At 59.0% G+C, this 24,093-nt stretch carries 25 protein-coding genes; 15 read left to right on the forward strand and 10 right to left on the reverse strand.

The features are described from left to right. Positions 1–143: 143 nt before the first annotated feature. The 3 genes from MKS11_RS22150 to ampH form a co-directional block, all read right to left on the reverse strand. Positions 144–635, reverse strand: a complete 492-nt coding sequence (locus MKS11_RS22150; protein ID WP_074384370.1) for an REP-associated tyrosine transposase — start codon at positions 633–635, stop codon at positions 144–146. Positions 636–891: 256 nt separating this feature from the next. After that, positions 892–1,866, reverse strand: a complete 975-nt coding sequence (hemB, locus tag MKS11_RS22155) for a porphobilinogen synthase (RefSeq protein ID WP_004204887.1) — start codon at positions 1,864–1,866, stop codon at positions 892–894. Between the two features lie 106 nt (positions 1,867–1,972). Beyond that, positions 1,973–3,133: a D-alanyl-D-alanine-carboxypeptidase/endopeptidase AmpH gene (gene ampH / locus MKS11_RS22160; RefSeq protein ID WP_004204886.1), complete on the reverse strand. Its 1,161-nt coding sequence runs from the start codon at positions 3,131–3,133 to the stop codon at positions 1,973–1,975. 219 nt (positions 3,134–3,352) lie between these two features. Here ampH and MKS11_RS22165 point away from each other — a divergent pair, with 219 nt between their 5' ends. The 3 genes from MKS11_RS22165 (at position 3,353) to MKS11_RS22175 (ending at position 6,328) form a co-directional block, all read left to right on the forward strand. Further along, complete coding sequence (locus MKS11_RS22165; protein WP_165474147.1) at positions 3,353–3,865, forward strand: isochorismatase family protein; 513 nt, start codon at positions 3,353–3,355, stop codon at positions 3,863–3,865. 117 nt (positions 3,866–3,982) lie between these two features. Next, a complete protein-coding gene (gene sbmA / locus MKS11_RS22170; RefSeq protein WP_004204884.1) occupies positions 3,983–5,203 on the forward strand; it encodes a peptide antibiotic transporter SbmA in 1,221 nt (406 codons plus the stop codon). Between the two features lie 18 nt (positions 5,204–5,221). Further along, a complete protein-coding gene (locus MKS11_RS22175) occupies positions 5,222–6,328 on the forward strand; it encodes a DUF1615 domain-containing protein (protein WP_017898945.1) in 1,107 nt (368 codons plus the stop codon). Here the strand turns inward: MKS11_RS22175 and MKS11_RS22180 are convergent. After that, positions 6,325–6,627 (reverse strand): YaiY family protein, encoded by a 303-nt coding sequence (locus tag MKS11_RS22180; RefSeq protein WP_017898944.1) that lies wholly within the window; start codon positions 6,625–6,627, stop codon positions 6,325–6,327. The two genes, MKS11_RS22175 and MKS11_RS22180, sit on opposite strands and share 4 nt — an antisense overlap. A 252-nt stretch (positions 6,628–6,879) precedes the next feature. Between MKS11_RS22180 and MKS11_RS22185 the strand changes: the two genes are divergently transcribed. Next, entirely contained in the window at positions 6,880–7,083 is a 204-nt protein-coding gene (locus MKS11_RS22185) for a DUF2754 family protein (protein WP_004204881.1), read from the forward strand. Positions 7,084–7,115: 32 nt separating this feature from the next. Here MKS11_RS22185 and ddlA read toward each other — a convergent pair whose 3' ends face one another. Beyond that, on the reverse strand, positions 7,116–8,213 hold the full coding sequence (ddlA, locus tag MKS11_RS22190) for a D-alanine--D-alanine ligase (RefSeq protein ID WP_004151348.1): 1,098 nt from the start codon (positions 8,211–8,213) through the stop codon (positions 7,116–7,118). A gap of 99 nt (positions 8,214–8,312) precedes the next feature. Between ddlA and MKS11_RS22195 the strand changes: the two genes are divergently transcribed. The 5 genes from MKS11_RS22195 (at position 8,313) to MKS11_RS22215 (ending at position 12,856) form a co-directional block, all read left to right on the forward strand. Next, the gene (locus MKS11_RS22195; RefSeq protein WP_087771480.1) at positions 8,313–8,996 is read left to right on the forward strand and encodes an extensin family protein; all 684 of its coding nucleotides are present in this window, start codon (positions 8,313–8,315) and stop codon (positions 8,994–8,996) included. Between the two features lie 169 nt (positions 8,997–9,165). Then, positions 9,166–10,365 (forward strand): multidrug efflux MFS transporter, encoded by a 1,200-nt coding sequence (locus MKS11_RS22200; protein ID WP_284109697.1) that lies wholly within the window; start codon positions 9,166–9,168, stop codon positions 10,363–10,365. 301 nt (positions 10,366–10,666) lie between these two features. Then, positions 10,667–10,927, forward strand: coding sequence for an anti-adapter protein IraP (gene iraP / locus MKS11_RS22205; RefSeq protein WP_004204875.1), 261 nt, complete (start codon positions 10,667–10,669; stop codon positions 10,925–10,927). A gap of 89 nt (positions 10,928–11,016) precedes the next feature. Then, positions 11,017–12,447: an alkaline phosphatase gene (phoA, locus tag MKS11_RS22210; RefSeq protein ID WP_162994649.1), complete on the forward strand. Its 1,431-nt coding sequence runs from the start codon at positions 11,017–11,019 to the stop codon at positions 12,445–12,447. Between the two features lie 91 nt (positions 12,448–12,538). After that, entirely contained in the window at positions 12,539–12,856 is a 318-nt protein-coding gene (locus MKS11_RS22215; protein WP_004204873.1) for a PsiF family protein, read from the forward strand. A 67-nt stretch (positions 12,857–12,923) separates the two neighbouring features. Here the strand turns inward: MKS11_RS22215 and proC are convergent, their stop codons facing one another. Beyond that, on the reverse strand, positions 12,924–13,733 hold the full coding sequence (gene proC, locus MKS11_RS22220) for a pyrroline-5-carboxylate reductase (RefSeq protein ID WP_004204871.1): 810 nt from the start codon (positions 13,731–13,733) through the stop codon (positions 12,924–12,926). A 116-nt stretch (positions 13,734–13,849) separates the two neighbouring features. Between proC and MKS11_RS22225 the strand changes: the two genes are divergently transcribed. Then, a complete protein-coding gene (locus MKS11_RS22225) occupies positions 13,850–14,308 on the forward strand; it encodes a YaiI/YqxD family protein (RefSeq protein ID WP_004204870.1) in 459 nt (152 codons plus the stop codon). Here the strand turns inward: MKS11_RS22225 and MKS11_RS22230 are convergent. Next, entirely contained in the window at positions 14,305–15,006 is a 702-nt protein-coding gene (locus tag MKS11_RS22230; RefSeq protein ID WP_048294238.1) for a DUF2076 domain-containing protein, read from the reverse strand. The genes MKS11_RS22225 and MKS11_RS22230 overlap by 4 nt on opposite strands. 329 nt (positions 15,007–15,335) lie before the next feature. Between MKS11_RS22230 and aroL the strand changes: the two genes are divergently transcribed. The 4 genes from aroL (at position 15,336) to ppnP (ending at position 17,424) form a co-directional block, all read left to right on the forward strand. Then, a complete protein-coding gene (gene aroL, locus MKS11_RS22235) occupies positions 15,336–15,869 on the forward strand; it encodes a shikimate kinase AroL (RefSeq protein ID WP_023319827.1) in 534 nt (177 codons plus the stop codon). 71 nt (positions 15,870–15,940) lie between these two features. Further along, positions 15,941–16,132, forward strand: a complete 192-nt coding sequence (locus tag MKS11_RS22240; protein WP_002890278.1) for a YaiA family protein — start codon at positions 15,941–15,943, stop codon at positions 16,130–16,132. Between the two features lie 249 nt (positions 16,133–16,381). Continuing rightward, positions 16,382–17,062, forward strand: coding sequence for an AroM family protein (locus MKS11_RS22245; RefSeq protein WP_072096489.1), 681 nt, complete (start codon positions 16,382–16,384; stop codon positions 17,060–17,062). A 77-nt stretch (positions 17,063–17,139) separates the two neighbouring features. Further along, entirely contained in the window at positions 17,140–17,424 is a 285-nt protein-coding gene (ppnP, locus tag MKS11_RS22250; protein WP_004204865.1) for a pyrimidine/purine nucleoside phosphorylase, read from the forward strand. 72 nt (positions 17,425–17,496) lie between these two features. Here the strand turns inward: ppnP and rdgC are convergent, their stop codons facing one another. Then, complete coding sequence (rdgC, locus tag MKS11_RS22255; RefSeq protein ID WP_002890285.1) at positions 17,497–18,408, reverse strand: recombination-associated protein RdgC; 912 nt, start codon at positions 18,406–18,408, stop codon at positions 17,497–17,499. A gap of 91 nt (positions 18,409–18,499) precedes the next feature. On the opposite strand from rdgC, the gene mak reads away from it, so the two are divergent. Further along, on the forward strand, positions 18,500–19,414 hold the full coding sequence (mak, locus tag MKS11_RS22260) for a fructokinase (protein WP_048294239.1): 915 nt from the start codon (positions 18,500–18,502) through the stop codon (positions 19,412–19,414). 202 nt (positions 19,415–19,616) lie between these two features. Here mak and sbcC read toward each other — a convergent pair whose 3' ends face one another. Continuing rightward, positions 19,617–22,760, reverse strand: a complete 3,144-nt coding sequence (sbcC, locus tag MKS11_RS22265) for an exonuclease subunit SbcC (RefSeq protein ID WP_087771479.1) — start codon at positions 22,758–22,760, stop codon at positions 19,617–19,619. After that, positions 22,757–23,962 carry an exonuclease subunit SbcD gene (gene sbcD, locus MKS11_RS22270; RefSeq protein ID WP_017898937.1) on the reverse strand — a complete coding sequence of 402 codons (1,206 nt, stop codon included), beginning with the start codon at positions 23,960–23,962 and terminating at the stop codon, positions 22,757–22,759. The genes sbcC and sbcD overlap by 4 nt, the downstream gene beginning before the upstream one ends. Positions 23,963–24,093: the final 131 nt, after the last annotated feature.

Consider the following 24,093-nt stretch of genomic DNA (forward strand, 5'->3'; position numbering starts at 1 on the left):
GGTAGAGATGTCGTTCAGATTACAGTTGGGTGAAGATTCGGTCGCAGCAAGCGAGGTTTCCCGGATAGCGGCTAACGCCTCATCCGGGCTACGGTTGGCGCCGATTTGTAGCCCCGGTAAGCGTCAGCGCCACCGGGGAGAGGCTATCGGCGTTCACCGCAGCTAAGATCAAAGCTATCGCCAGCCCAATTTGGGGGATATAGCCCGCGCTGGACATCGCGATGAAAGGTTGAAAATGGCCAATCGATCACTCGGGTGACCCAGCCATGCTTAAGTGGATTGATATGGATGTAATCAACGTGTCGGCGGTAATCATCTTCATCGCGTATGGCATGCTCCCAAAAGCGAGGTTGCCAGAGGGGGTGTCGTTTTAACGTTCTGGTAAAACAGCCTTTGATATCTCTCCAGCGTGAAGAAAAATCGTCATCATTATGAGGTAGTGTCCAGATGCAATGCAGATGTTCAGGCAACACCACCCAGGCATCAATAATAAAGGCGCGATGTTGTTTAACTACGGCGACAGAGTAGCGCAATAATTCTATGTTTTCAGTTAGGTGCATGCTTCTACGGTCTTTAAGGTTAACGGTGAAGAACCAGGTTCCCCCTTTAATGTAATAACGTCGATAAGCCACCACAGGATCTCCTGGAATTCGGTATTTATGATGTGGTTTAACACGTTAGAAGGCGAAATCCGGTACGCCAAGAAGAACGCGCAGAAGATGGAAAGCGGCGTGCAAAATTTTAGCTACAGATATTGTTTAGCGCCTGTCCCCGGATAGCGGCGCAAGCGCCTTATCCGGGCTACGGTGTGGTGGTCGCGATAAATACAGCGCACCAGAGATGAGGTTTGGTAGCCCCGGTAAGCGTCAGCGCCACCGGGGAGAGGGAGGCTTAACGGAGGATGTTTTTCTCGGCCAGGTCGAGGGCGAAATAGCTGAAGATCAGATCGGCGCCCGCGCGTTTGATAGCGCCGAGGCTTTCCAGAACCACTTTCTCTTCATCGATAGCGCCCGCCTGGGCGGCGAATTTGATCATCGCGTACTCCCCGCTGACCTGGTACGCGCCGAGCGGCAGATCGCTGCGCTCGCGGATATCGCGCAGAATATCCAGGTAGGCGCCCGCCGGTTTCACCATCAGGCAGTCGGCGCCCTGGGCTTCATCGAGCAGCGACTCGCGAATGGCTTCCCGGCGGTTCATCGGGCTCATCTGATAGGTTTTACGATCGCCCTTCAGCGCGGTACCGGCCGCTTCGCGGAACGGGCCGTAGAAGGAAGAGGCGAACTTGGTCGAATAGGACATGATCGCCGTATTGGTGAAGCCGGCGGCGTCCAGCGAGCGGCGAATCGCCTGCACCTGACCATCCATCGCGGCGGAAGGGGCGATGAAATCCGCGCCGGCGGCGGCAGCGACAACGGCCTGTTTGCCGAGGTTTTCCAGGGTCGCGTCGTTATCCACCCCGTGGTCGCACAGCACGCCACAGTGGCCGTGGGAGGTGTATTCGCAGAAGCAGGTATCGGACATGACGATCATCTCCGGCACCGTGGACTTACAGATCCGCGACATACGCGCCACCAGACCATTTTCATTCCAGGTATCGCTGCCGGTGGCATCGGTGTGATGAGAAATACCAAAGGTCATCACCGAGCGAATGCCGGCATTGGCGATGCGTTCGATCTCGCGCGCCAGATATTTTTCCGGAATGCGCATCACCCCGGGCATCGCCTCGATCGCTTTGTAATCATCAATTTCTTCTTCAACAAAGATCGGCAACACCAGGTCGTTCAAACTCAGTGTTGTCTCTTCAAACAGGGCGCGCAGCGCAGCGGATTGACGCAGGCGGCGGGGGCGAGTGATTAAATCTGTCATGGTTTGCCTGATTTTGTGAAATGAAAGAGGGTAGTGTAACTGAAATGGCATCAGGATGTTTCGCCAAAACGATCGTTATGTCGCATCGGCGAAACCTCCCCCGGGCTTACTGACTGGCCGTCTGCATGTTGGGCTGCATGCCGCTCAGCTCGCTGACCAGATCGTTGATGCCATCGCTCATATTGTTGAAACGGGTTAACGGCGAGCGGGTCACCACCACAAAAGCGCCGACGTTAGCCTGCGGATTCATCGCCATATAGGTGATAAACCCGCCGCCGCCGCCGGTTTTCTGAATAATCCCCGGATGGCCATTCTTCGGCTTCATATACACCCAGCCAAGCCCCAGCGCGTCGGCGCGGCCAGGCACGTCCATACCGATCACCCGAGTCAGCTGGTTACGCTGATAAATCAGCGTCTGCATCCGGTCGGCCTGCTGGCTGCGGGTATAGAAATCGGATGACAGGAACTGCTGCATCCAGCGCATCATATCCCCCGGCGTCGAGTAGACGCCGCCGCTGCCGATCGCCGCCAGAGTGTTGTTACACGGGCTGGCGCCTTTCTCCGGGATCATCAGCCGCTGGCACTGATCCGGCGATGGGGTAAAAGTAGTGTCCTTCATCCCCAGCGGCCGGGTGATCTGCTCTTCAAACAGCTGCGGATAAGGTTTGCCGGCGGCGGTGGAGAGCGCGTCCGCCAGTAAATCGAAGGCCAGATTGGAGTAGGCTGCCTGTGAGCCCGGCGCGGTCTTCAGGGTGGCGGTTGAGAGCCAGTTCCAGCGCTGCTGGCGGGTTGGCCAGACAAACACCGGACGATGAGCGGCGCCGCCAGGCTGCTCGCGCGGCAGGGCGCTGGTATGGGTCGCGAGATTCACCAGAGTGATTGGTTTTCCCTGCCAGTCAGGCACTCGGGCGCCCGGCGGAGCGTATTTGCTCAGCGGATCGTTGAGTTTCACCACCCCCTGGTCGAGCAGCTTCACCAGCATCTCGCTGGTCATCAGTTTGCTGAGGGAGGCGATACGGATCACCGAGTCGAGCTGCGGGTGTTGATTATTCCCCGGGCGGGTTTCGCCAAAGCTGCGAAACACACGCTGATTGCCATCGATCACCACCAGCGCCATGCCGGTGGCGCCGCTGCCGTAGTAGATATGATTGGCGTAACGATCGACCACATCCGAGGCGAAAACCGGGTCAACGGTAGGCTGTGCGGCCTGCGCCGAGGTCCACGACGCCGCGCACAGCGCAGCAAAAATGAGCAAACTACGTTTCAACGGAGATCATCCATTAAATAAATAAAAAAGAAGAGGGTATTTATACTACGAAGTGGCGCAGAACAAAGCGGGATTCACGACATTCCTGCAGGAAAAAGGTAACGGTGCGTAAAAAAGACTTTTTTACGCTTTCGGATACCGGCTTTTTTCGCCGGCGCGTATGATGACCGTTTGGCTGAAGGTTTGCGGGAGAAAACAATGGCGGCTCAACGGGTAGTGATGGTCGTGGATATGCAAAACGGCGTGTTCGCCACGCCGCGTCTGGCGCGCGAGCGCTGCGTCGCGCAAATTAATCGTCTGGTGCGCGCGGCGGATAAAGTGATTTTTATTCAGCATGATGAGGCCGGCGGCCTCGAAGCCGGCAGCGAAGGCTTCGCCCTGCTCCCTGAGCTGGAACAGCCGGCCGGCGCGCTGTATGTCACCAAAACCGCCTGCGACGCCTTCTACCACACCTCGCTGGAGCAGGTGCTGTGGGAACACGACATTCAGCAGTTCGTCATCTGCGGTTGCGCCACCGACTACTGCCTCGACACCACCATTAAAAACGGCGCCAGCCGCGGGTACGGCATTGTTATCGCGGAAGATGCCCACACCACCGCCAACCGCCCCGCCGCGCAGGCCGCGACGCTGATCGCCCACTACAATGAGGTGTGGCGTACGCTGACCGTTCCTGGCAATCCTTTACAGGTGAAACCCACAGAAACAATTCTGCACGCCTGGCAGCAGAACTAAGCTGTTGATATCCGGTCTTATCATCCGTCTTCCCCGCGAGAGCGCTTTCACGCGGCGGCCGACGTATGCGTCGTATACAGCAATAGCAGAACGATAAGAAGTTAGCAGGAGACAATGATGTTTAAATCTTTTTTCCCCAAACCGGGGCCGTTTTTTATTTCTGCCTTTATCTGGTCGCTGCTGGCGGTGATCTTTTGGCAGGCGGGCGGCGGCGACTGGCTGCTGCGGGTCACCGGGGCATCGAAGGATGTGGCGATCAGCGCGGCGCGCTTCTGGTCGCTCAACTATCTGGTGTTCTACGCTTACTATCTGTTTTGCGTCGGCGTGTTTGCGCTGTTCTGGTTTGTCTACTGCCCGCATCGCTGGCAGTACTGGTCGATTCTCGGCACGTCGCTCATCATCTTCGTCACCTGGTTTCTGGTGGAAGTGGGGGTGGCGATCAACGCCTGGTATGCGCCGTTCTATGATCTGATCCAGAGCGCGCTGGCCACCCCGCATAAGGTCAGTATCAACCAGTTTTATCATGAGATCGGCATCTTTCTCGGCATCGCGCTCATCGCGGTGATCATCGGCGTGATGAACAACTTTTTCGTCAGCCACTACGTCTTCCGCTGGCGCACGGCGATGAACGAACACTACATGGCCCACTGGCAGCATCTGCGCCATATCGAAGGCGCCGCGCAGCGTGTGCAGGAAGATACCATGCGCTTTGCCTCCACCCTGGAAGATATGGGCGTGAGCTTTATCAACGCGGTGATGACCCTGATCGCCTTCCTGCCGGTGCTGGTGACGCTCTCCGAACACGTTCCCGACCTGCCCATCGTCGGTCACTTGCCGTATGGCCTGGTGATTGCAGCGATCGTCTGGTCGCTGATGGGGACCGGCCTGCTGGCGGTGGTGGGGATTAAGCTGCCGGGTCTGGAGTTTAAAAACCAGCGCGTGGAAGCGGCCTATCGTAAAGAGCTGGTCTACGGCGAGGACGATGAAACCCGCGCCACGCCGCCGACGGTGCGCGAGCTGTTCAGCGCGGTGCGTCGCAACTATTTCCGTCTCTATTTTCACTATATGTACTTCAATATCGCCCGCATTCTCTATCTGCAGGTGGATAACGTTTTCGGCCTTTTCCTGCTGTTTCCGTCGATCGTTGCCGGTACGATTACCCTTGGGCTGATGACGCAAATTACCAACGTTTTCGGCCAGGTGCGCGGTTCGTTCCAGTACCTGATCAGCTCGTGGACGACGCTGGTGGAACTGATGTCCATCTACAAACGTCTGCGCAGCTTTGAGCGCGAACTGGACGGCAAGCCGCTGCAGGAAGCGATCCCGACATTACGTTAATCAAGACAAGGAAGCAGGATGGCCGCACGTTTATCGCGCATTATACCCGGTTCATTGACGCTGCTGGCGGCCGTGGTGCTCAGCGCCTGTACCAGCCAGCAGGCGCCGGTGCTGAAAGAGGGTGAGAAGCCCGTTGACGTGGCGTCGGTGGTGCGGCAGAAAATGCCCGCCAGCGTCAAGGATCGGGAGGCCTGGGCGCAAGCCATCGCCACCGCCTTTGACAGCCAGAAGCTGGCGCCGACGGAAGAGAACGTCTGCTCGGTGCTGGCGGTCGCGCAGCAGGAGTCCAATTATCAGTCCGATCCGGTGGTGCCGGGGCTGAATAAAATCGCCTGGCAGGAGATCGACCGCCGGGCGGAAAAAATGCACATTCCGCTGTTTCTGGTCCATACCGCGCTGAAGATCACCTCACCAAACGGCAAAAGCTACAGCGACCGTCTGGACAACGTGAAGACGGAAAAGCAGCTGAGCGCTATTTTTGATGACTTTATCGGGATGGTGCCGATGGGGCAGAAGCTGTTCGGCTCCCTGAACCCGGTGCACACCGGCGGCCCAATGCAGGTCAGCATCGCCTTTGCTGAGCAGCATACCTCCGGCTACCCGTGGAAAATGAACGGTACGGTGCGCCAGGAGGTCTTCAGCCTGCGCGGCGGCCTCTGGTTTGGTACCTATCATCTGCTGAACTACCCGGCCAGCTACAGCGTGCCGTTGTACCGTTTTGCCGACTTTAACGCCGGCTGGTATGCCAGCCGTAACGCCGCCTTCCAGAACGCGGTGGTGAAAGCCAGCGGGGTGAAACTGGCGCTCGACGGCGACCTTATCCGCTATGACAGCGATGAGCCGGGCAGCACCGAGCTGGCGGTACGTCGCCTGGCGGGCCAGCTGGGGATGAGCGACAGCGAGATCCACAGCCAGCTGAAAAAGGGCGACAGCCTGGCGTTTGAGAAGACCGACCTCTATCAACAGGTTTTCCGTCTCGCTGATAAAAAAGCGGGCAAAACCCTGCCGCGGGAGATGTTGCCGGGGATCCAGCTTGAGAGTCCGAAAATCACCCGTAATCTGACGACGGCGTGGTTTGCGAAACGGGTCGATGAGCGGCGGGCAAGCTGTATGGCGCGGCGTTAACGGCGCCGACGCCAGCGTACAATGATCGCCAGCAGCCCGATGAACGCGCAGCCGACCAGGAAAGGGATCAGGCCAAAGAGGGTGCCAACGGCGAGACTGATGTCGACCTGCGGACGGCTGGCGTCCTGGGCCTGCATCAGGCGCTCAAACACCCCCGGGGCGTGGATCAGCATGCTGAGCATCTGCGCGCCGGCCCAGCAGCAGATCAGCACGAACAGCCCGTAGGCGACATGGCTGCCGGTCAGCGCCCCTCTTTTTTTATTTCCCAAAAGCGATTTTGAAAAACTGAATTCAGCCATAGGCCCTCCCACCTCTGTACTGCTGGTTTTTTCTCCAGCTCTATGGCAGGTATTCTGGCAGTGCGACGCCGTCGCCAGTATCAGATTGCTGGTAATTGCCCTCCAGGAATAATCCTGTTTTCGCCGTTGTGTTAACCGCGCCACAGGAAGGGAAAAGGGAGACCGGCGTCGCAATCCAGCAACATTCTCCATATCGCTACAGACCGCCGCGGGCGGCTATGCGAAGATGCGTTTTTTGCTGTTGGAGGCCGCATGAAGCTCACTGATAAAATTCGCCGCGACTGGCACTACTACGCGGTGGCGCTGGGGTTAATTTTTATTCTTAATGGCGTGGTGGGGCTGCTGGGGTTTGAGACTCAGGGCTGGCAATCCTACGCCGTCGGTCTGGTCACCTGGGTGATAAGCTTCTGGATTGCGGGCTTTGTGATCCGCCGCCGCCCGGCAGAAGAGGCCTGAGGCCGCCGCTGCCAGGCGGGGTAAAACGCGTTTTAGTTCATGGAGGTTTTCAGCGCCCGGTCCGCGGCATGGCGCTCCAGCGCCAGCTCAATCAGGCGGGTGATCAGACTGGTGTAATCGAGGCCGCTGGCCTGCCACAGCTTCGGATACATACTGATATTGGTGAAGCCCGGCAGGGTGTTGATCTCGTTGATCACCACCTCGTTGTCGGCGGTGAGGAAGACGTCGACGCGGGCCATGCCGCTGCAGCCCAGGGTCTGGTAAGCCTGCACCGCGATAGCGCGGATCTTGTCGTTGATCTCCGGGGCGATAGCGGCCGGGACCACCACCTGCGCGCCCTGGTCGTCGATATACTTGGTGTCGTAAGCGTAAAACTCGCTGTTGAGGACAATTTCACCGCAGGTGCTGGCCTGCGGATGGTCGTTACCCAGCACCGCACACTCAATTTCCCGCCCTTTAATACCTTGCTCCACCACCACTTTATGGTCAAATTCAAAGGCCAGGGCCACCGCCTGATGGTACTGCTCTTCGTTTTTAACTTTGCTGACGCCAACCGACGATCCCTGGTTGGCCGGCTTAACGAACAGCGGCAGGCCCAGCTTCGCTTCGACATCGGCAAAGCTGAACTGCGCGCGGTTGGCGCGGGTCAGGGTGATAAACGGCGCAACGGCGAGACCGGCGTCGCGCAGCAGGCGTTTGGTCACATCTTTGTCCATACAGGCCGCAGAGCCCAGCACATCGGATCCGACGAAAGGCAGATTGGCCATGCGCAGCATCCCCTGCAGGGAACCGTCTTCGCCCAGCGTGCCGTGGACGATGGGGAAAATTACATCGATGGCCGCCAGCGGCTGACCGCTTTCGGCGTTAATCAGTTGCTGCGCCTCGCGGCCCGGGATCTGCGCCAGGGTCACCGTTGAAGGGCGCAGGGCGATGCGGGCAGGATCCTGAGCGTTGAGCAGGTAGTTGCCGGCGTCGTTGATGTGCCATAGCCCCTGTTTATCAATCCCCAACAGAACCACATCGAAGCGTGATTTATCAATCGCTTCCACGATATTCTTCGCTGACTGCAGCGACACTTCATGCTCTGCCGACTTACCGCCAAAAACGATCCCAACCCTCATCTTTGCCATTTCAACTTCCATCCAGATTACATCAAAGGGCATAACATACCATGTGAAACCGCCGCCTGCCTGCCATAATATTTACCTGATCAATTGACGGGAGCGGGCGTGAGAGGAAAGACGCTGCTGGTGCTGGCCGGGCTGCTCGGCGCGGGCCTTGTAGGATATCGCTATCTGCCGCCACACCTGAATCCGCTGGCGCCGCTGGCCCTTGACGATCCCCCGGGCTGGCTGACGTCGTTCAAGCTGCGCAGCCTGACGGCCGACCAGTGCGCCTCCCTGCTGGCGGAGGCCAACCGCCGGCGGCTCATCGTCAGCCAGCCGGTGGCCGACAGCGAGGGCGCCTGCCCGCTGCGTAACGTGGTGCGGGTGGCTAATTTTGGCTCGGTGCAGTTGAGCAGTAGTTTCCTCGCCAGCTGCCCGCTGGCGCTCAGCAGCGCGCTGTACGTCGAGCAGCAGGCGAAGCCGCTAACCCGTCAGCTGATGGCCAGCGATCTGCGCCAGATCGATCATCTCGGCAGCTTCGCCTGCCGCAATATCTACCATCGGGAACAGGCGCGGCGTAGTGAACACGCGACGGCGGATGCCCTTGATGTTAGCGGCTTCCGCCTGACGGACGGCAGACGCATCAGCGTCCTGCAGGGCTGGCGCAGCGATCGCTCTCACCCCTGGCTGGCGGCGCTGTTAAGCAACAGCTGCCCTTACTTCGGCAACGCCCTGGGGCCGGAGTACAACGCGGCGCACGCCAATCATTTTCACTTTGGGATGCGCGGGCAGGGCTTCTGCTTTTGAGCATAAAGCCCTGTGAGCAGCCTGAATGACCAGAAAATGCTTCGTCAGCCTCTCATGCGCAGTCATAAAACACCAAACTCACCGCCAGCGCATCTATGGTAGTACACCAGTGCAATGAAATTGCTAAGCTAGGTAATAATTGGCAAATCATTAATGAATACGCGTAGTTATGGAATCCTGGAAGGTTAATCTTATCTCTGTCTGGCTTGGTTGCTTTTTTACCGGCCTGGCGATCAGTCAAATTCTCCCCTTTTTACCGCTCTACGTCTCCCAGCTGGGCGTCACCTCGCATGAAGCGCTGTCGATGTGGTCGGGGCTGACCTTCAGCGTCACCTTCCTCGTCTCGGCGATCGTCTCGCCGATGTGGGGGAGCCTGGCGGACCGCAAAGGCCGCAAGCTGATGCTGCTGCGCGCCTCGCTGGGAATGGCGATCGCCATTTTACTGCAGGCCTTCGCCACTAATGTCTGGCAGCTGTTTATCCTGCGGGCGATCATGGGCTTAACCTCCGGTTATATCCCTAACGCCATGGCGCTGGTGGCCTCCCAGGTGCCGCGCGAGCGCAGCGGCTGGGCGCTGAGCACCCTGTCGACGGCGCAAATCAGCGGCGTGATCGGCGGCCCGCTGCTGGGCGGCTTCCTGGCGGACCACGTCGGGCTGCGAATGGTCTTTTTTATTACGGCGATCCTGCTGACCATCAGTTTTCTGGTGACCCTGTTTCTGATTAAAGAGGGCGTTCGCCCGCAGGTCAGCAAAAGCGATAGTCTCACCGGGAAACAGGTCTTTGCCTCCTTGCCCTATCCGGGGCTGGTGATCAGCCTCTTTTTCACCACTCTGGTGATCCAGTTGTGCAACGGCTCAATCGGCCCGATTCTGGCGCTGTTTATCAAGTCGATGGCGCCGGACAGCAACAATATCGCTTTTCTGGCCGGGATGATCGCCGCGGTGCCCGGGGTGTCGGCGCTGATCTCTGCGCCACGGCTGGGTAAGCTTGGCGACCGCATCGGCACCTCACGGATCCTGCTGGCGACGCTCTGCTGCGCGGTGGTGATGTTCTTCGCCATGTCCTTTGTCACCACCCCGCTGCAATTAGGTACGCTGCGTTTTCTGCTCGGCTTTGCCGATGGCGCGATGCTTCCGGCGGTGCAGACCCTGCTGCTGAAATACAGCAGCGACAGCGTCACCGGGCGCATCTTTGGCTATAACCAGTCGTTTATGTATCTTGGCAACGTCGCCGGGCCGCTAATTGGCGCTTCCGTATCAGCGATGGCCGGCTTCCGCTGGGTGTTTATTGCTACCGCCATTATCGTTTTCATTAACCTCTGGCAACTGGCATGGATGCTGCGCCGTACCCGCCGGGCGAATGCCTGAACCTCTGCTGACGGTATTTAACGCAATACCGTCAGCGTTATTCAACGTCGGTCGATTTACCATTACTTTTTGTTATCGCCATTGCGTGAGCGCTATTCCATTTTATTATTTCCGACGTCATTTAGTTATAAACAGCCCCGGTGGTGATTAAACAATACTATTTATAGTGGTATTTTGTTGTGGTAAAACGTTTCGCTGTATATTGGGTGTTGCGACGATTCTTATTTTAAGTAATTCTGGGGTCCGTCATCAGGTATGACATCTCAATCGAAAAACAGGCCTCGCATAAGGAACTGGTGCTATGAAGAATCTCATTGCTGAGTTACTGGTTAAACTGGCGCAAAAAGAAGAAGAAGCAAAGGAACTGACGGTGCAGGTTGAAGCGCTGGAGATCGTGGTCACCGCATTATTGCGCCATATGGAGCATGATGCCCAGCAGGCATTGATTCAGGATATTGAGCAGGCGATAGACCAGGTGACGCCTTGTCCGCCGGTCAACGACCAGGATGCCATCCTGCTGCAGCAATATCTAAAGAAGCTGTTGCGGCATCCTCGTAGCTAATCTTTGCGACGCGACAAGGATGCCGTCATTTTTCTGTCATCTCCCTTTTATAAAGTCTCCCACGTTTTGTTTTTTTAAGTATTTTTTACATGGAGATGACAAAAGTGAAATTAAGCGCCCTGTTTATTGCCCTGCTGCCTCTGCTGGGCTCGCCGGTTATTCATGCGGAAACCACGACCGCGCCGGTTCTGGAAAATCGCGCTGCCCAGGGAGATATCACTACTCCCGGCGGCGCGCGTCGTTTAACGGGCGATCAAACCGAAGCGCTGCGCGCCTCGATAATCAATAAGCCGGCCAAAAACATTATCTTGCTGATTGGCGATGGGATGGGCGATTCTGAAATTACCGCTGCGCGAAATTATGCGGAAGGGGCGGGCGGTTTCTTTAAAGGCATTGACGCCCTGCCGTTAACCGGGCAGTACACGCACTATTCGCTGGATAAAAAAACCGGTAAACCGGACTACGTCACCGACTCGGCGGCCTCCGCCACCGCATGGACCACCGGCGTGAAGACCTATAACGGCGCGCTGGGCGTCGATATTCATGAGAACGCGCATCAGACCATCCTCGAACTGGCGAAAGCGGCGGGACTGGCCACCGGCAACGTTTCCACCGCCGAGCTGCAGGACGCTACCCCCGCGGCGCTGGTGGCGCATGTGACATCGCGTAAATGCTACGGCCCTACGGTTACCAGCGAAAAATGCCCCAGCAATGCGCTGGAGAAAGGGGGCAAAGGCTCCATTACCGAACAGCTGCTGAACGCCCGGCCGGATGTCACCCTGGGCGGCGGCGCGAAGACTTTTGCCGAAACGGCGACGGCGGGCGAGTGGCAGGGCAAAACCCTGCGTGAGCAGGCGGAAGCGCGCGGCTACCAGATTGTGACCGACGCGGCCTCTCTTGCCGCCGCGACGGAAGCCAGCCAGGATAAACCGCTGCTGGGACTCTTCGCCGACGGCAATATGCCGGTACGCTGGGAAGGGCCAAAGGCGTCTTATCACGGTAATATCGATAAGCCGCCGGTAACCTGTACCCCAAACCCGAAACGCGACGCCTCGGTGCCGACGCTGGCGCAGATGACGGAGAAAGCGATTGACCTGCTGAGCCGCCACGAGAAAGGCTTCTTCCTGCAGGTGGAAGGTGCCTCCATCGATAAGCAGGATCATGCGGCGAATCCGTGCGGCCAGATCGGCGAAACGGTTGATCTCGACGAGGCGGTGCAGAAGGCGCTGGAATTTGCCAAAAAAGACGGCAATACCCTGGTGATCGTCACCGCCGACCATGCGCACGCCAGCCAGATCATCCCGGCGGATAGCAAAGCCCCGGGCCTGACTCAGGCTCTGAATACTCGCGATGGCGCAGTGATGGTCATGAGCTACGGCAACTCAGAGGAAGAGTCGATGGAGCACACCGGCACCCAGCTGCGCATTGCGGCCTACGGTCCGCATGCGGCTAACGTCGTCGGCCTGACCGATCAGACCGACCTCTTCTCAACTATGAAAGCTGCCCTGAGTCTGAAATAAGTCGCTGCCGGTGGCGAAATCGCGTCACCGGCTGGTTTTTTTTCTATCTGCGTCCAGACTTACAACGATCCACTCACAGAAGGATGGTGCGATGAAAATAACCTTACTGATGACCCTACTGTTTGGCTTGATCTTTATCAGCGCGGTTGGCGCGGCAGAAAAAACGCCCACTCCTCAGCAGCAAAGGATGACGGACTGCAATCAGCAAGCGTCAGCCAAAACGCTGAAAGGGGAGGAGCGCAAAACCTTTATGAGTCAGTGCCTCAAAAAAGAGACCACGACCTCGCAAGGAAAGCCCCTCACGCCTCAACAGCAGAAGATGAGCGACTGCAACAAAGCGGCTTCGGCAAAATCACTGAAGGGCGATGAACGCAGTACCTTCATGAGTAGCTGCCTGAAGAAAGCCTGAAAAAAAGGGAGCGCACGCGCTCCCTTGTTCTTTGACCTCTCAGGGCTTGCAGCCCGCCAGCTCAGCTTCAGGAGCGGCTCAGTTTCTCTGATTTTTCCATGCACTGGCTGATGGCTTCGATCACCGCGGAGCGGAAGCCTTTTTCTTCCAGCACGCGCACGGCTTCGATGGTGGTCCCGCCAGGAGAGCAGACCATATCTTTCAGCGCTCCCGGATGCTCACCGCTCTCCAGCACCATTTTGGCAGAGCCCATCACCGCCTGCGCGGCGAATTTGTAGGCCTGGGCGCGCGGCATCCCGCCGAGAACGGCGGCATCGGCCATCGCTTCGATAAACATAAAGACATAGGCTGGCGCCGAACCGCTCACACCCACCACCGGATGGATCATCGGCTCGGCAATTTGCTCCGCCTGGCCAAAGCAGCGGAAAATGGTCAACACTTCAGCCACATCTTCGCTGCTCACCAGCGCGTTTGGCGTAACGGAGGTCATGCCGGCGTTAACCAGCGACGGGGTATTGGGCATCGCGCGAATAATTTTGCGATCGTGGCCGAGCGCGCGCGCCAGCTGGTCAAGCGTGACGCCGGCGGCGATGGAGACCACCAGCGACTCTTTATTCAGGCTGGAGGCGATATCGCCCAGCACTTTGGTCATGATCCCCGGCTTCACCGCGCCGAAGACGATATCGGCAATTTGCGCCACTTCCTGGGCGCTATCGGCGGCGTTGATGCCGTACTGGTCGCGCAGAGCCGCAACCTTGTCCGGCGACGGGGTGTAGACCCAAATTTGTCCCGGCTGTACCTGGCCGCTGGCGATCAGTCCACCCAGAATGGCCTTACCCATATTGCCGCAGCCGATAAAGCCAATTTTCTTATCCATCACCATTCCCCTCTGCTTTTTTCGTTACGATCTGATTAGCTTATCATCCTGGCGCTTTCATGGGGGAGAAAAGCAGGTAACATTGGCGACACTTATTGCAGGTAACAGGAGCTGGCATGGCCATTTGGGTGGATGCAGACGCGTGTCCGAACGTGATTAAAGAGATATTGTTCCGCGCGGCAGAGCGGACCCAGACGCCGCTGACGCTGGTGGCGAACCAGCCGCTGCGCGTACCGCCGTCGCGTTTCATCCGCACCCTGCGGGTTGAGCAGGGTTTTGACGTGGCGGATAACGAAATTGTCCGTCAGTGCGCGGCGGGGGATTTAGTGATCACCGCCGATATTCCGCTGGCTGCGGAGGTGCTGGCGAAGGGCGGGGCGGCGCTCAATCCGCGCGGAGAGCGCTACAGCGAAGCGACGATCCGCGAGCGGTTGACGATGCGGGATTTTATGGAGACATTACGGGCCAGCGGCGTTCAGACCGGCGGCCCGGATAGTTTATCGCAGCGCGATCGGCAACAGTTTGCCGCCGAGCTGGAGAAGTGGTTGCTGGCGGTTAAACGTCAGCAGGGTTAAACCCAACTGTCGTCATCGCTGCCAATATCATCATCGCCAAAGCCGGCGTCGAAGTCGTCGTTCCAGGTGTTGTCGGCAAGGAACTGATCGTCTCCCTGACGGAACGGATCGTCACCCGCGGCGGCGTCCTGCGCGGCGGGGGCGTCAGCATCAGGCTGCGGCTTCTCTTCGATGATATTCACAATCTCCTGCGGGTGCGAGCCGCTGAACATGCTGGTCAGCATATTGCCCAGCACCACCCCGCCCGCTACGCCTGCGGCCGTTTGCAGCGCGCCCGCCATAAAGCCGCCGCCGCGTGCGGCAGCCTGCGGGGCATAGCTCTGCTGCTGCTGTGGGGCATACTGCGGCTGTGAGCTGGCCTGCGGGCGACCGTATTGCTCCGCGCCCGGGATCGGGTCAGAACCGCGTGACGAGCCGCCGCCGCCAAACAGGCCGGAGAGGAAACCGCCGCTGCTGGGCTTCGCCGCCTGCAGCTGGCTGACCTGGCTCTCCAGCGCCTGGATGCGATCGTTGAGCTGTTTAATCGCGGCTTCCTGGATAAGGATGGTTTGCGCCATATAGTAGGGGGCAGCCGGCTGCGCGCTCACGTGTTGGGCAATCCGCTCCTCGGCGCTGGCATCGCGCGATGCACTGTGCGCCTCAGCCTCTTTCAGCCGGGAAAACAGTCCATCAATAAGGCGTTGTTCTTCAGATTGCATGTTACATTCCTCTGTCACACTGTCGAATAGGCATCAGGGTGCGTCTGAAACACGATGTTGTAAATATGTTGCTTCGTAAAGCTATGCATAAATGTGTTAACGTTTACGCCAGCAGTGGATAAAAAATAACGCCAGGCAGAAAAGTAAAGCTGGTTAAACACCAAATGCAATGATAAGTTTACATCAAGAGCCCTTTGCCTCACTGCGGTGATGGGGTGTAAAGAAGTTGTGTAACGTTTTATTTACGAATACGTTGCGGAACAGACAGCGATAATACGTTCTTTCGTTTTCCTTTTTTTGCGACAGACGGAACCAGGGGGTCTTCGGTTATGACACAGCCAATCTTTCTCATCGGGCCACGCGGCTGCGGTAAAACCACCGTCGGCCATGCGCTGGCGCGAGCGCGACATTTTCAGTTCTCCGATACCGATCATCGGCTGCAGGCCCATGAGCAGCGGACGGTGGCGGAGATCGTGCAGGCGGAAGGGTGGGCGCGCTTTCGCGAGCTGGAGACCCTGTCGCTGAAGGCCGTGACCCTGCCGAATACGGTGATCGCCACCGGCGGCGGCATCATCCTCGCGGAATGTAACCGTCAGTTTATGCGGGAGAACGGCGTGGTGATTTATCTTCAGGCGTCGGTGTCGGCGCTGATTGACCGTCTGGAAGCCTACCCGAAAGCCGAACAACGGCCGACGCTCACCGGGAAACCGGTGCGTGAGGAAGTGGGCGAGGTGCTGGCGCAGCGTGAAGCGTTATACCGTGATGCTGCCCATCATATTGTCGATGCTACAGCCTCCCCGGATCGGGTGGTGGAGCAAATTATGACCATGCTGTGCGGCGCGACGGCAGCTCCGGTAAGTTAAGAATTTACTTACATTAAGGCGGCGAGGGGCGCCTATACTTGATAGTTCTGATACCGGAAGAAGGAAGAACTATGCCAAACAGACCCCCATATCCGAGAGAAGCGCGCGTGGTTGCGGTAGAGAAAGGTCCTCAGGGTCAGACGGTGACCTGGTATCAACTCCGCGCGGACTATCCTGAGCCCGATTCGCTAATCAGCGAACATCCTACCGAGCAGGAAGCCGTGGATGCCAAGCGGCGTTATGAAGATCCCGACAAGTCTTAACCCCTGAGCCCGGATTGCCTGTCCTGCGGGCAATATCGGGCGTATCTCACATTTTTTATTTATCAGTCGTACTAATGAATTTCTAACACACGGATTTTTCAGGCACGCCGCCGCCGCCCGGTAATCTTTACATTCAACCGCGGCGTGGAGCTGCTACGCTTCTCGACGGTTGATTTTTACTCACCAGGGGGGCGAATGCTGTGTGTGGTAAGCCTGTGTTGAAGCAGTGGTAGTGAAAAGGTACATGATATGAGTAGTGCAACGATGGCAATTTTGACCATCGGCGTTGTGCCGCTGGCGGGAGTATTACCGCTCCTGACCGAACATATCAGGGAAGAACAGATCGCTCACATCAGCCTGCTGGGCGAGATGACGCGTGACGACGTGATGGCAGAGTACGCCGTGGGTGACGGCGAACAGGGTCTGTTGACCTTGCTCAGCGATAACCAGCTGGTGATGGTGTCGCGACAAAAAATTGAACGTGATGTTCGCAGCGTGATCGCCATGCTGGATCGACAGCATTTTGATGTGATCCTGCTGCTCAGCTCCGAACAGCTGACCGGTTTTACCACCCACCACGCGATCCTCCTCGAGCCGCAGCGGATCATTCCGCCGCTGGTGGCGTCGATCGTCGATGGGCACCAGGTCGGGGTGATCGTGCCGGTGGAAGAGATCATGCCCATGCAGCGACAAAAGTGGCATTCACTGGAGAAGTCACCGTACTACGCGTTGGCCAACCCGTTTACCGGTAGCGACAGTGAGCTGTTAACCGCCGGTAAAGCGCTGCTGGAGCAGGGGGCCGACGTGCTGGTCCTCGACTGTCTCGGTTACTATCAGCATCATCGCGATGTGTTACAAAAAGCCCTTGATGTCCCGGTTTTGCTGTCGAATGTGCTGGTTTCCCGACTGGCGGCAGAACTATTAGTCTAATGTGTTAATTTCACGTGACAGGGGCAAGGAGCGCCCCCTATATTGAGCCTTTCAACGACGATCAGAAGGGCTTGTTTATGCTTCAAAGCAATGAATACTTTGACGGAAAAGTGAAATCCATTGGCTTCACCAGCAGCAGTACCGGTCGCGCCAGCGTTGGCGTGATGGCGGAAGGGGAATACACCTTTGGTACGGCGCAGCCGGAAGAGATGACGGTGGTCAGCGGGGCGCTGAATGTCCTGCTGCCGGGTGAGACTGAGTGGAAAGTTTACGCCGCCGGCGAAGCCTTCAATGTGCCAGGCAACAGCGAATTCCATCTGCAGGTGGCTGAGCCAACCTCCTATCTGTGCCGCTATCTGTAAGTCAGCGTAACGCCCGGCGCTTGCCGCCGGGTTATATTTTTCTTTCCTGTCAGGCAGGAAAGAAAGCGGCGCTTAGCGCTGCGCTTCGCCGCCGAGCCCTTCCACCAGGCTTTGGATCAGGGCAGCCAGTTCGCCGGTCATTAAGATAAAGTCGGCGTCAAAGCGCTGGGCGAAATCTTCCCGATCGATATCTTCGTTTTGGTCGCGTAATTCATCGCAGAACTTGAGGCGCTTAATTGACGCGTCGTCGCAGATCACAAACTGAATACGCTGCTGCCAGTCCAGCGCCAGCTTGGTGACGACCTTCCCGGCCTCAATGTGCACAGCGATTTCGTCGCTGACCAGATCCTGCTTCTTGGCGCGGATCACGCCGCCATCTTCCAGCATCGCTTTCAGCTCGGCTTCGTCCAGCAGCTGGAAGCCCTGCGCTACGGTGCCGGAGCGGACCCACTCGGTCAGCGTCAGCTCGATCGGATTCTCCAGGGTCAGCGGCACCACCGGCAGCGAGCCGAGGGTTTTACGCAGCAGGGCCAGGGTATCTTCCGCTTTCTTCGCGCTGGCGCAGTCCACCATGATCAGGCCGTTGACGGTGTCGATCCACATCATCGTCTGGCTGAAGCGGCTGAAGGCGCGCGGCAGCAGCGAGTGCAGCACTTCATCTTTCAGGGAATCTTTCTCAGTCTTCTTCAGCTTGCGCCCCTGATCGGCTTCGAGCTTCTGGATCTTCGCCTCCAGCGCCTGCTTGATCACCGGCGACGGCAGGATCTTTTCTTCTTTACGCGCGCAGATAATGATCTGGCCGTTCGCCGTATGCGTCAGCGCGTCGCTGTGCGATCCCATCGGCGATACCCAACCGGTTTTCGCCATATCCTGGCTGCCACAAGGGGTAAATGTCAGCTCGGCCAGCTGTTTTTCCATCTCCTCGGCGCGCAATTCGATATCGCGGCTGAGACGGTAAACCATTAAATTTTTGAACCACAGCATGATAATTTCCACGGCTTTGTCGTTAAATCAGGCGGGCATGATAGCGAATTGTCGCTATGCTTGCATTGTTAATCGGGGTGAGGAGCTGAGCGTGCGTATTGGTATTGATTTAGGTGGTACAAAAACCGAAGTGATAGCCCTGAGCGATCAGGGAGAGCAGCTGTTTCGCCATCGGTTACCCACGCCGCGGGAGGATTACCGGCAAACCATCGAGACTATCGCTACCCTGGTGGCGATGGCTGAGCAGGCGACCGGACAGCGTGGCACCGTGGGGATGGGGATCCCGGGCTCGATTTCGCCCTATACCGGGGTAGTGAAAAACGCCAACTCGACCTGGCTCAACGGTCAGCCTTTCGATAAGGACCTCAGCCTGCGCCTTGACCGTGAAGTCCGGCTGGCTAACGACGCCAACTGTCTGGCAGTGTCGGAAGCGGTGGACGGCGCGGCGGCGGGGGCGCAAACGGTGTTCGCGGTGATTATCGGCACCGGCTGCGGCGCGGGCGTAGCGCTCAACGGGCGGGCGCATATCGGCGGCAACGGTAACGCCGGCGAGTGGGGACATAACCCATTGCCGTGGATGAACGACGATGAGCTGCGCTACCGTGCGGAAGTGCCTTGCTACTGCGGTAAACAGGGGTGTATCGAAACCTTTATCTCCGGCACCGGCTTTGCCACTGACTATCAGCGGCTGAGCGGCAAGGGGTTAAGCGGCAGCGAGATTATGCGCCTGGTGGGTGAAGGTGACGAAAAAGCTGAACTGGCGCTGAGCCGCTATGAACAGCGGCTGGCGAAATCGCTCGCCCACGTGGTGAACATCCTCGATCCGGACGTCATCGTGCTCGGCGGCGGGATGAGCAACGTCGAGCGGCTGTATCAGACGGTGCCGGACCTGGTGAAACAGTGGGTCTTCGGCGGCGAGTGTGAAACGCCGATCCGTAAAGCGATGCACGGCGACTCCAGCGGAGTACGCGGCGCGGCATGGCTGTGGCCGCTACAGGGGAACTGAACCACTCCCCCTCACCCCGGCCCTCTCCCGGAGGGAGAGGGGGAAAGGCGGCGTCGGTGGTTGGGGGTGCGGCAGGAACCCCCCGGTCTCTTGCGGGGAGAGGGGTAATCGCAACAGCGTACGAAACGGAAAACCAGCGCCGGACGGTTCCCTCTCCCCAGTGAGAGGGTTAGGGTGAGGGAACATCGCAATGACTCAGACCTCACTCCACCGCAAACGCTCTATCCAGCCGACTGTAGCCCAGACCATTTATCTTCTTCACTTTGATCTGCACCGGAATGCGTTCTTTCATCGCCTCCACGTGGCTGATCACCCCGATAATCTTGCCGCTGGCGTTGAGCGCATCCAGCGCGTCCAGCGCCGTGTCCAGCGTTTCGCTGTCGAGGGTGCCGAAGCCCTCATCAAGAAACAGAGAGTCAATCCGCGTCTTATGGCTCACCAGGTCCGACAGCGCCAGGGCCAGCGCCAGGCTGACGAGGAAACTTTCGCCGCCGGAGAGGGTGCGGGTGTCGCGCACGGCGTCGGCCTGCCAGGTATCGACCACCTCCAGCTCCAGCGCTTCGCTGGCTTTGCGCTGCAGCAGATAGCGCCCGTGCAGGCGGTTAAGCTGCTGGTTTGCCAGCCAGACCAGATTATCCAGCGTCAGCCCCTGGGCGAATTTGCGGAACCGATCGCCGGTGCTGGAGCCGATCAGCGAGTTGAGATAGCCCCAGTCATCCGCCAGCTGCGCCGCCTCTGCAATCTGCCGCCCCAGCGCCTGCTGATGCTGACGGCTCTCTGCGTCCTGCCTGAGCTGCTGGCGGATCTCGCCCTGGCGGGTGGTGTTGTCCCGCAGCCGCTGGGCCAGGGTGTGCAGCTGAGTTTGCAGGGCGGGGATGTCCGCGTCCGTCCCTTGCGGACGCAGCGCCAGGTGCGCCTGCTGCTGCCGGGTCGCCTGCTCGCAGAGCGCCGTCGCCTGCTGAAGCTGCTGCTCCAGCGTCTGTTTTAACTGCGTTAGCCGCTGGGCGGTCTCGTCGTCCAGCAGCGCGGCGAGGAACGCCTGCCGATCGTTAAAGCGGCTGGCGGCCAGGGCGGCGGTAAATTGCGCCTGCGACTGGTCCAGGCGCGCCTTCTCTTCGGTCTCCAGCTGCTGCTGAGCGACAAGCTGGCTGTGCAGCGCCAGGCACTCTTCGTGGATCGCGCGCCAGTTGTCGGGGATCGCCGGTTCCGCTTCAGCTTCAGCCTCTGCCTCGTCGCTGGCTGGCAGCGTCTCGAGCAGCGGCTGCAGGGCGGCAATCTGCTCCTGAATGGCGCCATGCCGGGTCTGTTGCGCCTGCCACTGGGCAAATTCGCTTTCGCGAGCGTTCAGCCAGGCGGATTCTGTCCCTTCTTCCGGTAGGGTCAGCGTCAGGGCCTGCAGGGCGCTCTCCAGCCCCTGGCGCGTGGCCGTCAGCTGCTGCAGAGCCTGGCGCTCCAGCGCCTCCTGATCGTTGAGCTGGCTCTGCAGCATCAGGCGCTGGCTGAGCTGGTAGAGCTGTTGCTCGTAGCGCTCCTGCTCCTGGATCCAGTCGTTTATCTCTTGCGCAATATCCCGCGTGATCTGCAGAGAGGCGCAGGTTTCCTGCCATGCTTTAGTGAGCGCTTGCTCTTCCTCAGCGAGCCGCCCGGCCGCTTCGGTCTCACGCTGGAGCTGCTGCGTCAGGGCGTTGACCTGCCCGAGGATCAGCAGACCTTCTTCTTTTAGCGCGGCGACCTCTTTTTCCAGCGCATCGCGGCGGCGCTGATTATCCGTGACTGTTAGCGAAGCGTATTGCTCAATCGCTGGATGTTCACAGGAGCCGCACAGCGGGCAGGGCTTACCCGCCTCAAGCCGGGCGCGGTAATCTTCCAGATCTTTAATTGTTTCTTCCCGCTGGCAGAGCGCTTTCAGGTCGAGATAGTGCTGGTTTTTTTCTTTGTACTGCGCCCGGCGTTGCGCCAGGGTAGCGTTGAGTTTTGCCTGCTCCGCCTGCGCCTGCTGTACGCTTTCGGCGTTCTGGCGCAGACGCTTGCGCAGCAGCTGATGCTGTTCATGCAGGGAGAGCAGCCGCTGGCGCAGCGGTCGCGACTGGGTTTGCTGCGCTATCGCCGCCGCAACCTCATCGGCGCTCAGCGACAGAGGACTGGCTGGCAGCGCGGTCAGCTTCTGGCGCAGCGCGGCCAGGCGGCTGGTCTGGGCCGTCAGCTGCTGTTTATCCCGCGTTAGCTGCGAAAATTGCGCCCGCCAGCCGGCAATCTCCTGGCCCCACAAGCGGAATCGCTCATGGGCCGCCAGCCACTGCGCCAGATCGGTCAGTTCAGCCTGCCGCTGCTGCTGGGCGTGCAGGGCGCTGCGGCGGATGCGCGCGCGCAGCGCCGTGCTGGCAAGTAAGCGAGCATTTACTTCATTGATTCGCTGGCGGGTTTGCTCCAGGCCTGCCGCGTGCTCCTGATGGCGCTCCCACAGGGGGCGCAGCTGGGCGGCGGGCTGGGCCAGCTCAAGCTTCGCCAGCGCCGGCGCGGCGTCGGTCAGCGCCTGGCGGGCCTGCTCCTGGCCGCTGACCGCCTGCTGCTGCTGCTGCGCCAGCTCGTCGCGGCGCGTTAGCCACTGGAGCTGCTGCTGCTGGTTTTGCTGCTGCGCCAGCAGGGCTTTCTCTTCGTCAGTAAGCACCTGCAAACTTTCCTGCAGCGCCTGCTGCTGGGCCTCCGTCAGCAGGACGATGCCCGCCGCCTGGGCTTCGAACTTCTCCAGCGTATGGCGAGCGGTTTTGTGCTGCTCATAGACCATCGCCGAAATCTGACCGTAGATTTCCGTGCCGGTCAGCTCCTCCAGCAGCTCCGCGCGATCGCTCGGCTTCGCGTTCAGGAAGGCGGCAAATTGTCCCTGGGAGAGCAGCATCGAGCGGGTGAAGCGGCCATAGTCGAGGCCGGTGAGCGTCGCGGTTTGCTCCAGCTTATCCGAGACCTTATCGGCGAGGATTTTGCCGTCGGCGCAGCGCGCCAGCTCGACGCGGGGCGCCTGCAGGTTGCCATCCGGCTGGTTACGCGCCCGGTTCTGGCTCCAGAAGGCGCGGTAGGCGATGCCCTTCACTTCAAACTCCACCTCCGCCAGACACTCGGCGGTATCGCGGGTCATCAGGTCGTTTTGCGACTGGGAGACTTTATTCAGGCGCGGCGTTTCGTGGTAAAGCGCGAGGCAAATGGCGTCGAGCAGGGTGGTTTTCCCGGCGCCGGTGGCGCCGGTAATGGCGAACAGGCCGTTGCTGGCGAACGGCTCGGCGGTAAAGTCTATCTTCCATTCCCCTTTCAGGGAGTTGAGGTTTTTCAGACGCAGACTGAGGATTTTCATGCGTTTTCGTCCTCCGCGGTGAGCGTATGCAGCGTATGGGCGAACAGCTCGTGCAGCCGGGCGCGCTTCTCATCGTCAATCTCGGTCAGCGCCAGCCGGCGCTCGAACACCTCTTCCACCTTCAGTTCGCTGAGGGTCTCCCGCTGGGCGTTGAGCAGTATTTTCTCGCGCTGCTCGCGGCTGCGGCGCACCAGCAATACTTCCACCGGCAGATCCTCCGTCAGCGCCTGAATTTGACGCTGAATATCGTGCAGGTACTCCTCGGTGGTGATTTCGATATCCAGCCACACCGGCGGGTCCTGTTCAACGCCGCGCCACTGCTCCAGCTGGGCGGTGATGGCGGCCAGATCGCCTTTGATGACCGCTAGCGGCTGGGTGACGGGCACCTCGAGGGTTTCCACGGCGCTGAGTCGCCCATCGCTAAAGCTCACCAGATGCACCGATTTCGCTTTGCCGGTTTCATCAAAGCTCAGCGGCAGCGGCGAGCCGCTGTAGCGGATGTGCTCGCAGCCGCCGACCACCTGCGCCCGGTGAATATGGCCCAGCGCAATGTAGTCGGCAGGGGGGAAGTGCTGCGCCGGGAAGGCATCCAGCGTGCCGATATAAATGTCGCGAACGGCATCGCTTTTGCTGGCGCCGACGGTGGTCAGATGGCCGCTGGCAATGACGGGCAGCGGGCGATCGCCGCGCAGCGCGCAGGCCTGCTGATACTGTTCCTGATAATAGTCGCTGATGGCGTGCAGCAGCTGCTGCTGTTTTTCCCGACCGGAGTGGCCGGCCTGGCTGATGACCAGCTCGCGCGGGCGTAAAAACGGCACCGGGCAGAAGATAGCCCCAGGGGTGCCGTCGCGCCGCGGCAGCTCAATGGGCGGGCAGCCGGCGTTCGCCACGACGGTGGTGTGTAAAAAGGCGAGGATATCGCGGGATTCATTGAGCATCGCCACCGAATCGTGGTTGCCCGCCAGCACCACCAGGCGACAGCCGGTCTGCTGCAACTGGACGACAAAGCGGTTATACAGTTCGCGAGCGTAGCTCGGCGGCGATCCGGTATCAAAAATATCGCCGGCCACGATGATAGCGTCGACTTCATGCTCCTGCGCGCGGGCCAGCAGCCAGCTCAGGAAGGCGTCATGTTCGGCCGCACGGCTTTTGCTGTAAAAATTCTGGCCCAGGTGCCAGTCGGAGGTGTGAAGGATGCGCATAAATCTTCCCTAGCGAAAAAAGCATGAGCGGCAGTATACCATTTGTCGGAGAGGGGTAAGTCCGCGTCATGCTTCAAAATACCCGATCATCAGACGGTCATTTTTTTCATAAATCTGTCACAAAAGTGACG

This window comes from Klebsiella sp. K5-45, assembly GCF_030128605.1.
GTDB classification, from domain to species: domain Bacteria; phylum Pseudomonadota; class Gammaproteobacteria; order Enterobacterales; family Enterobacteriaceae; genus Klebsiella; species Klebsiella quasipneumoniae.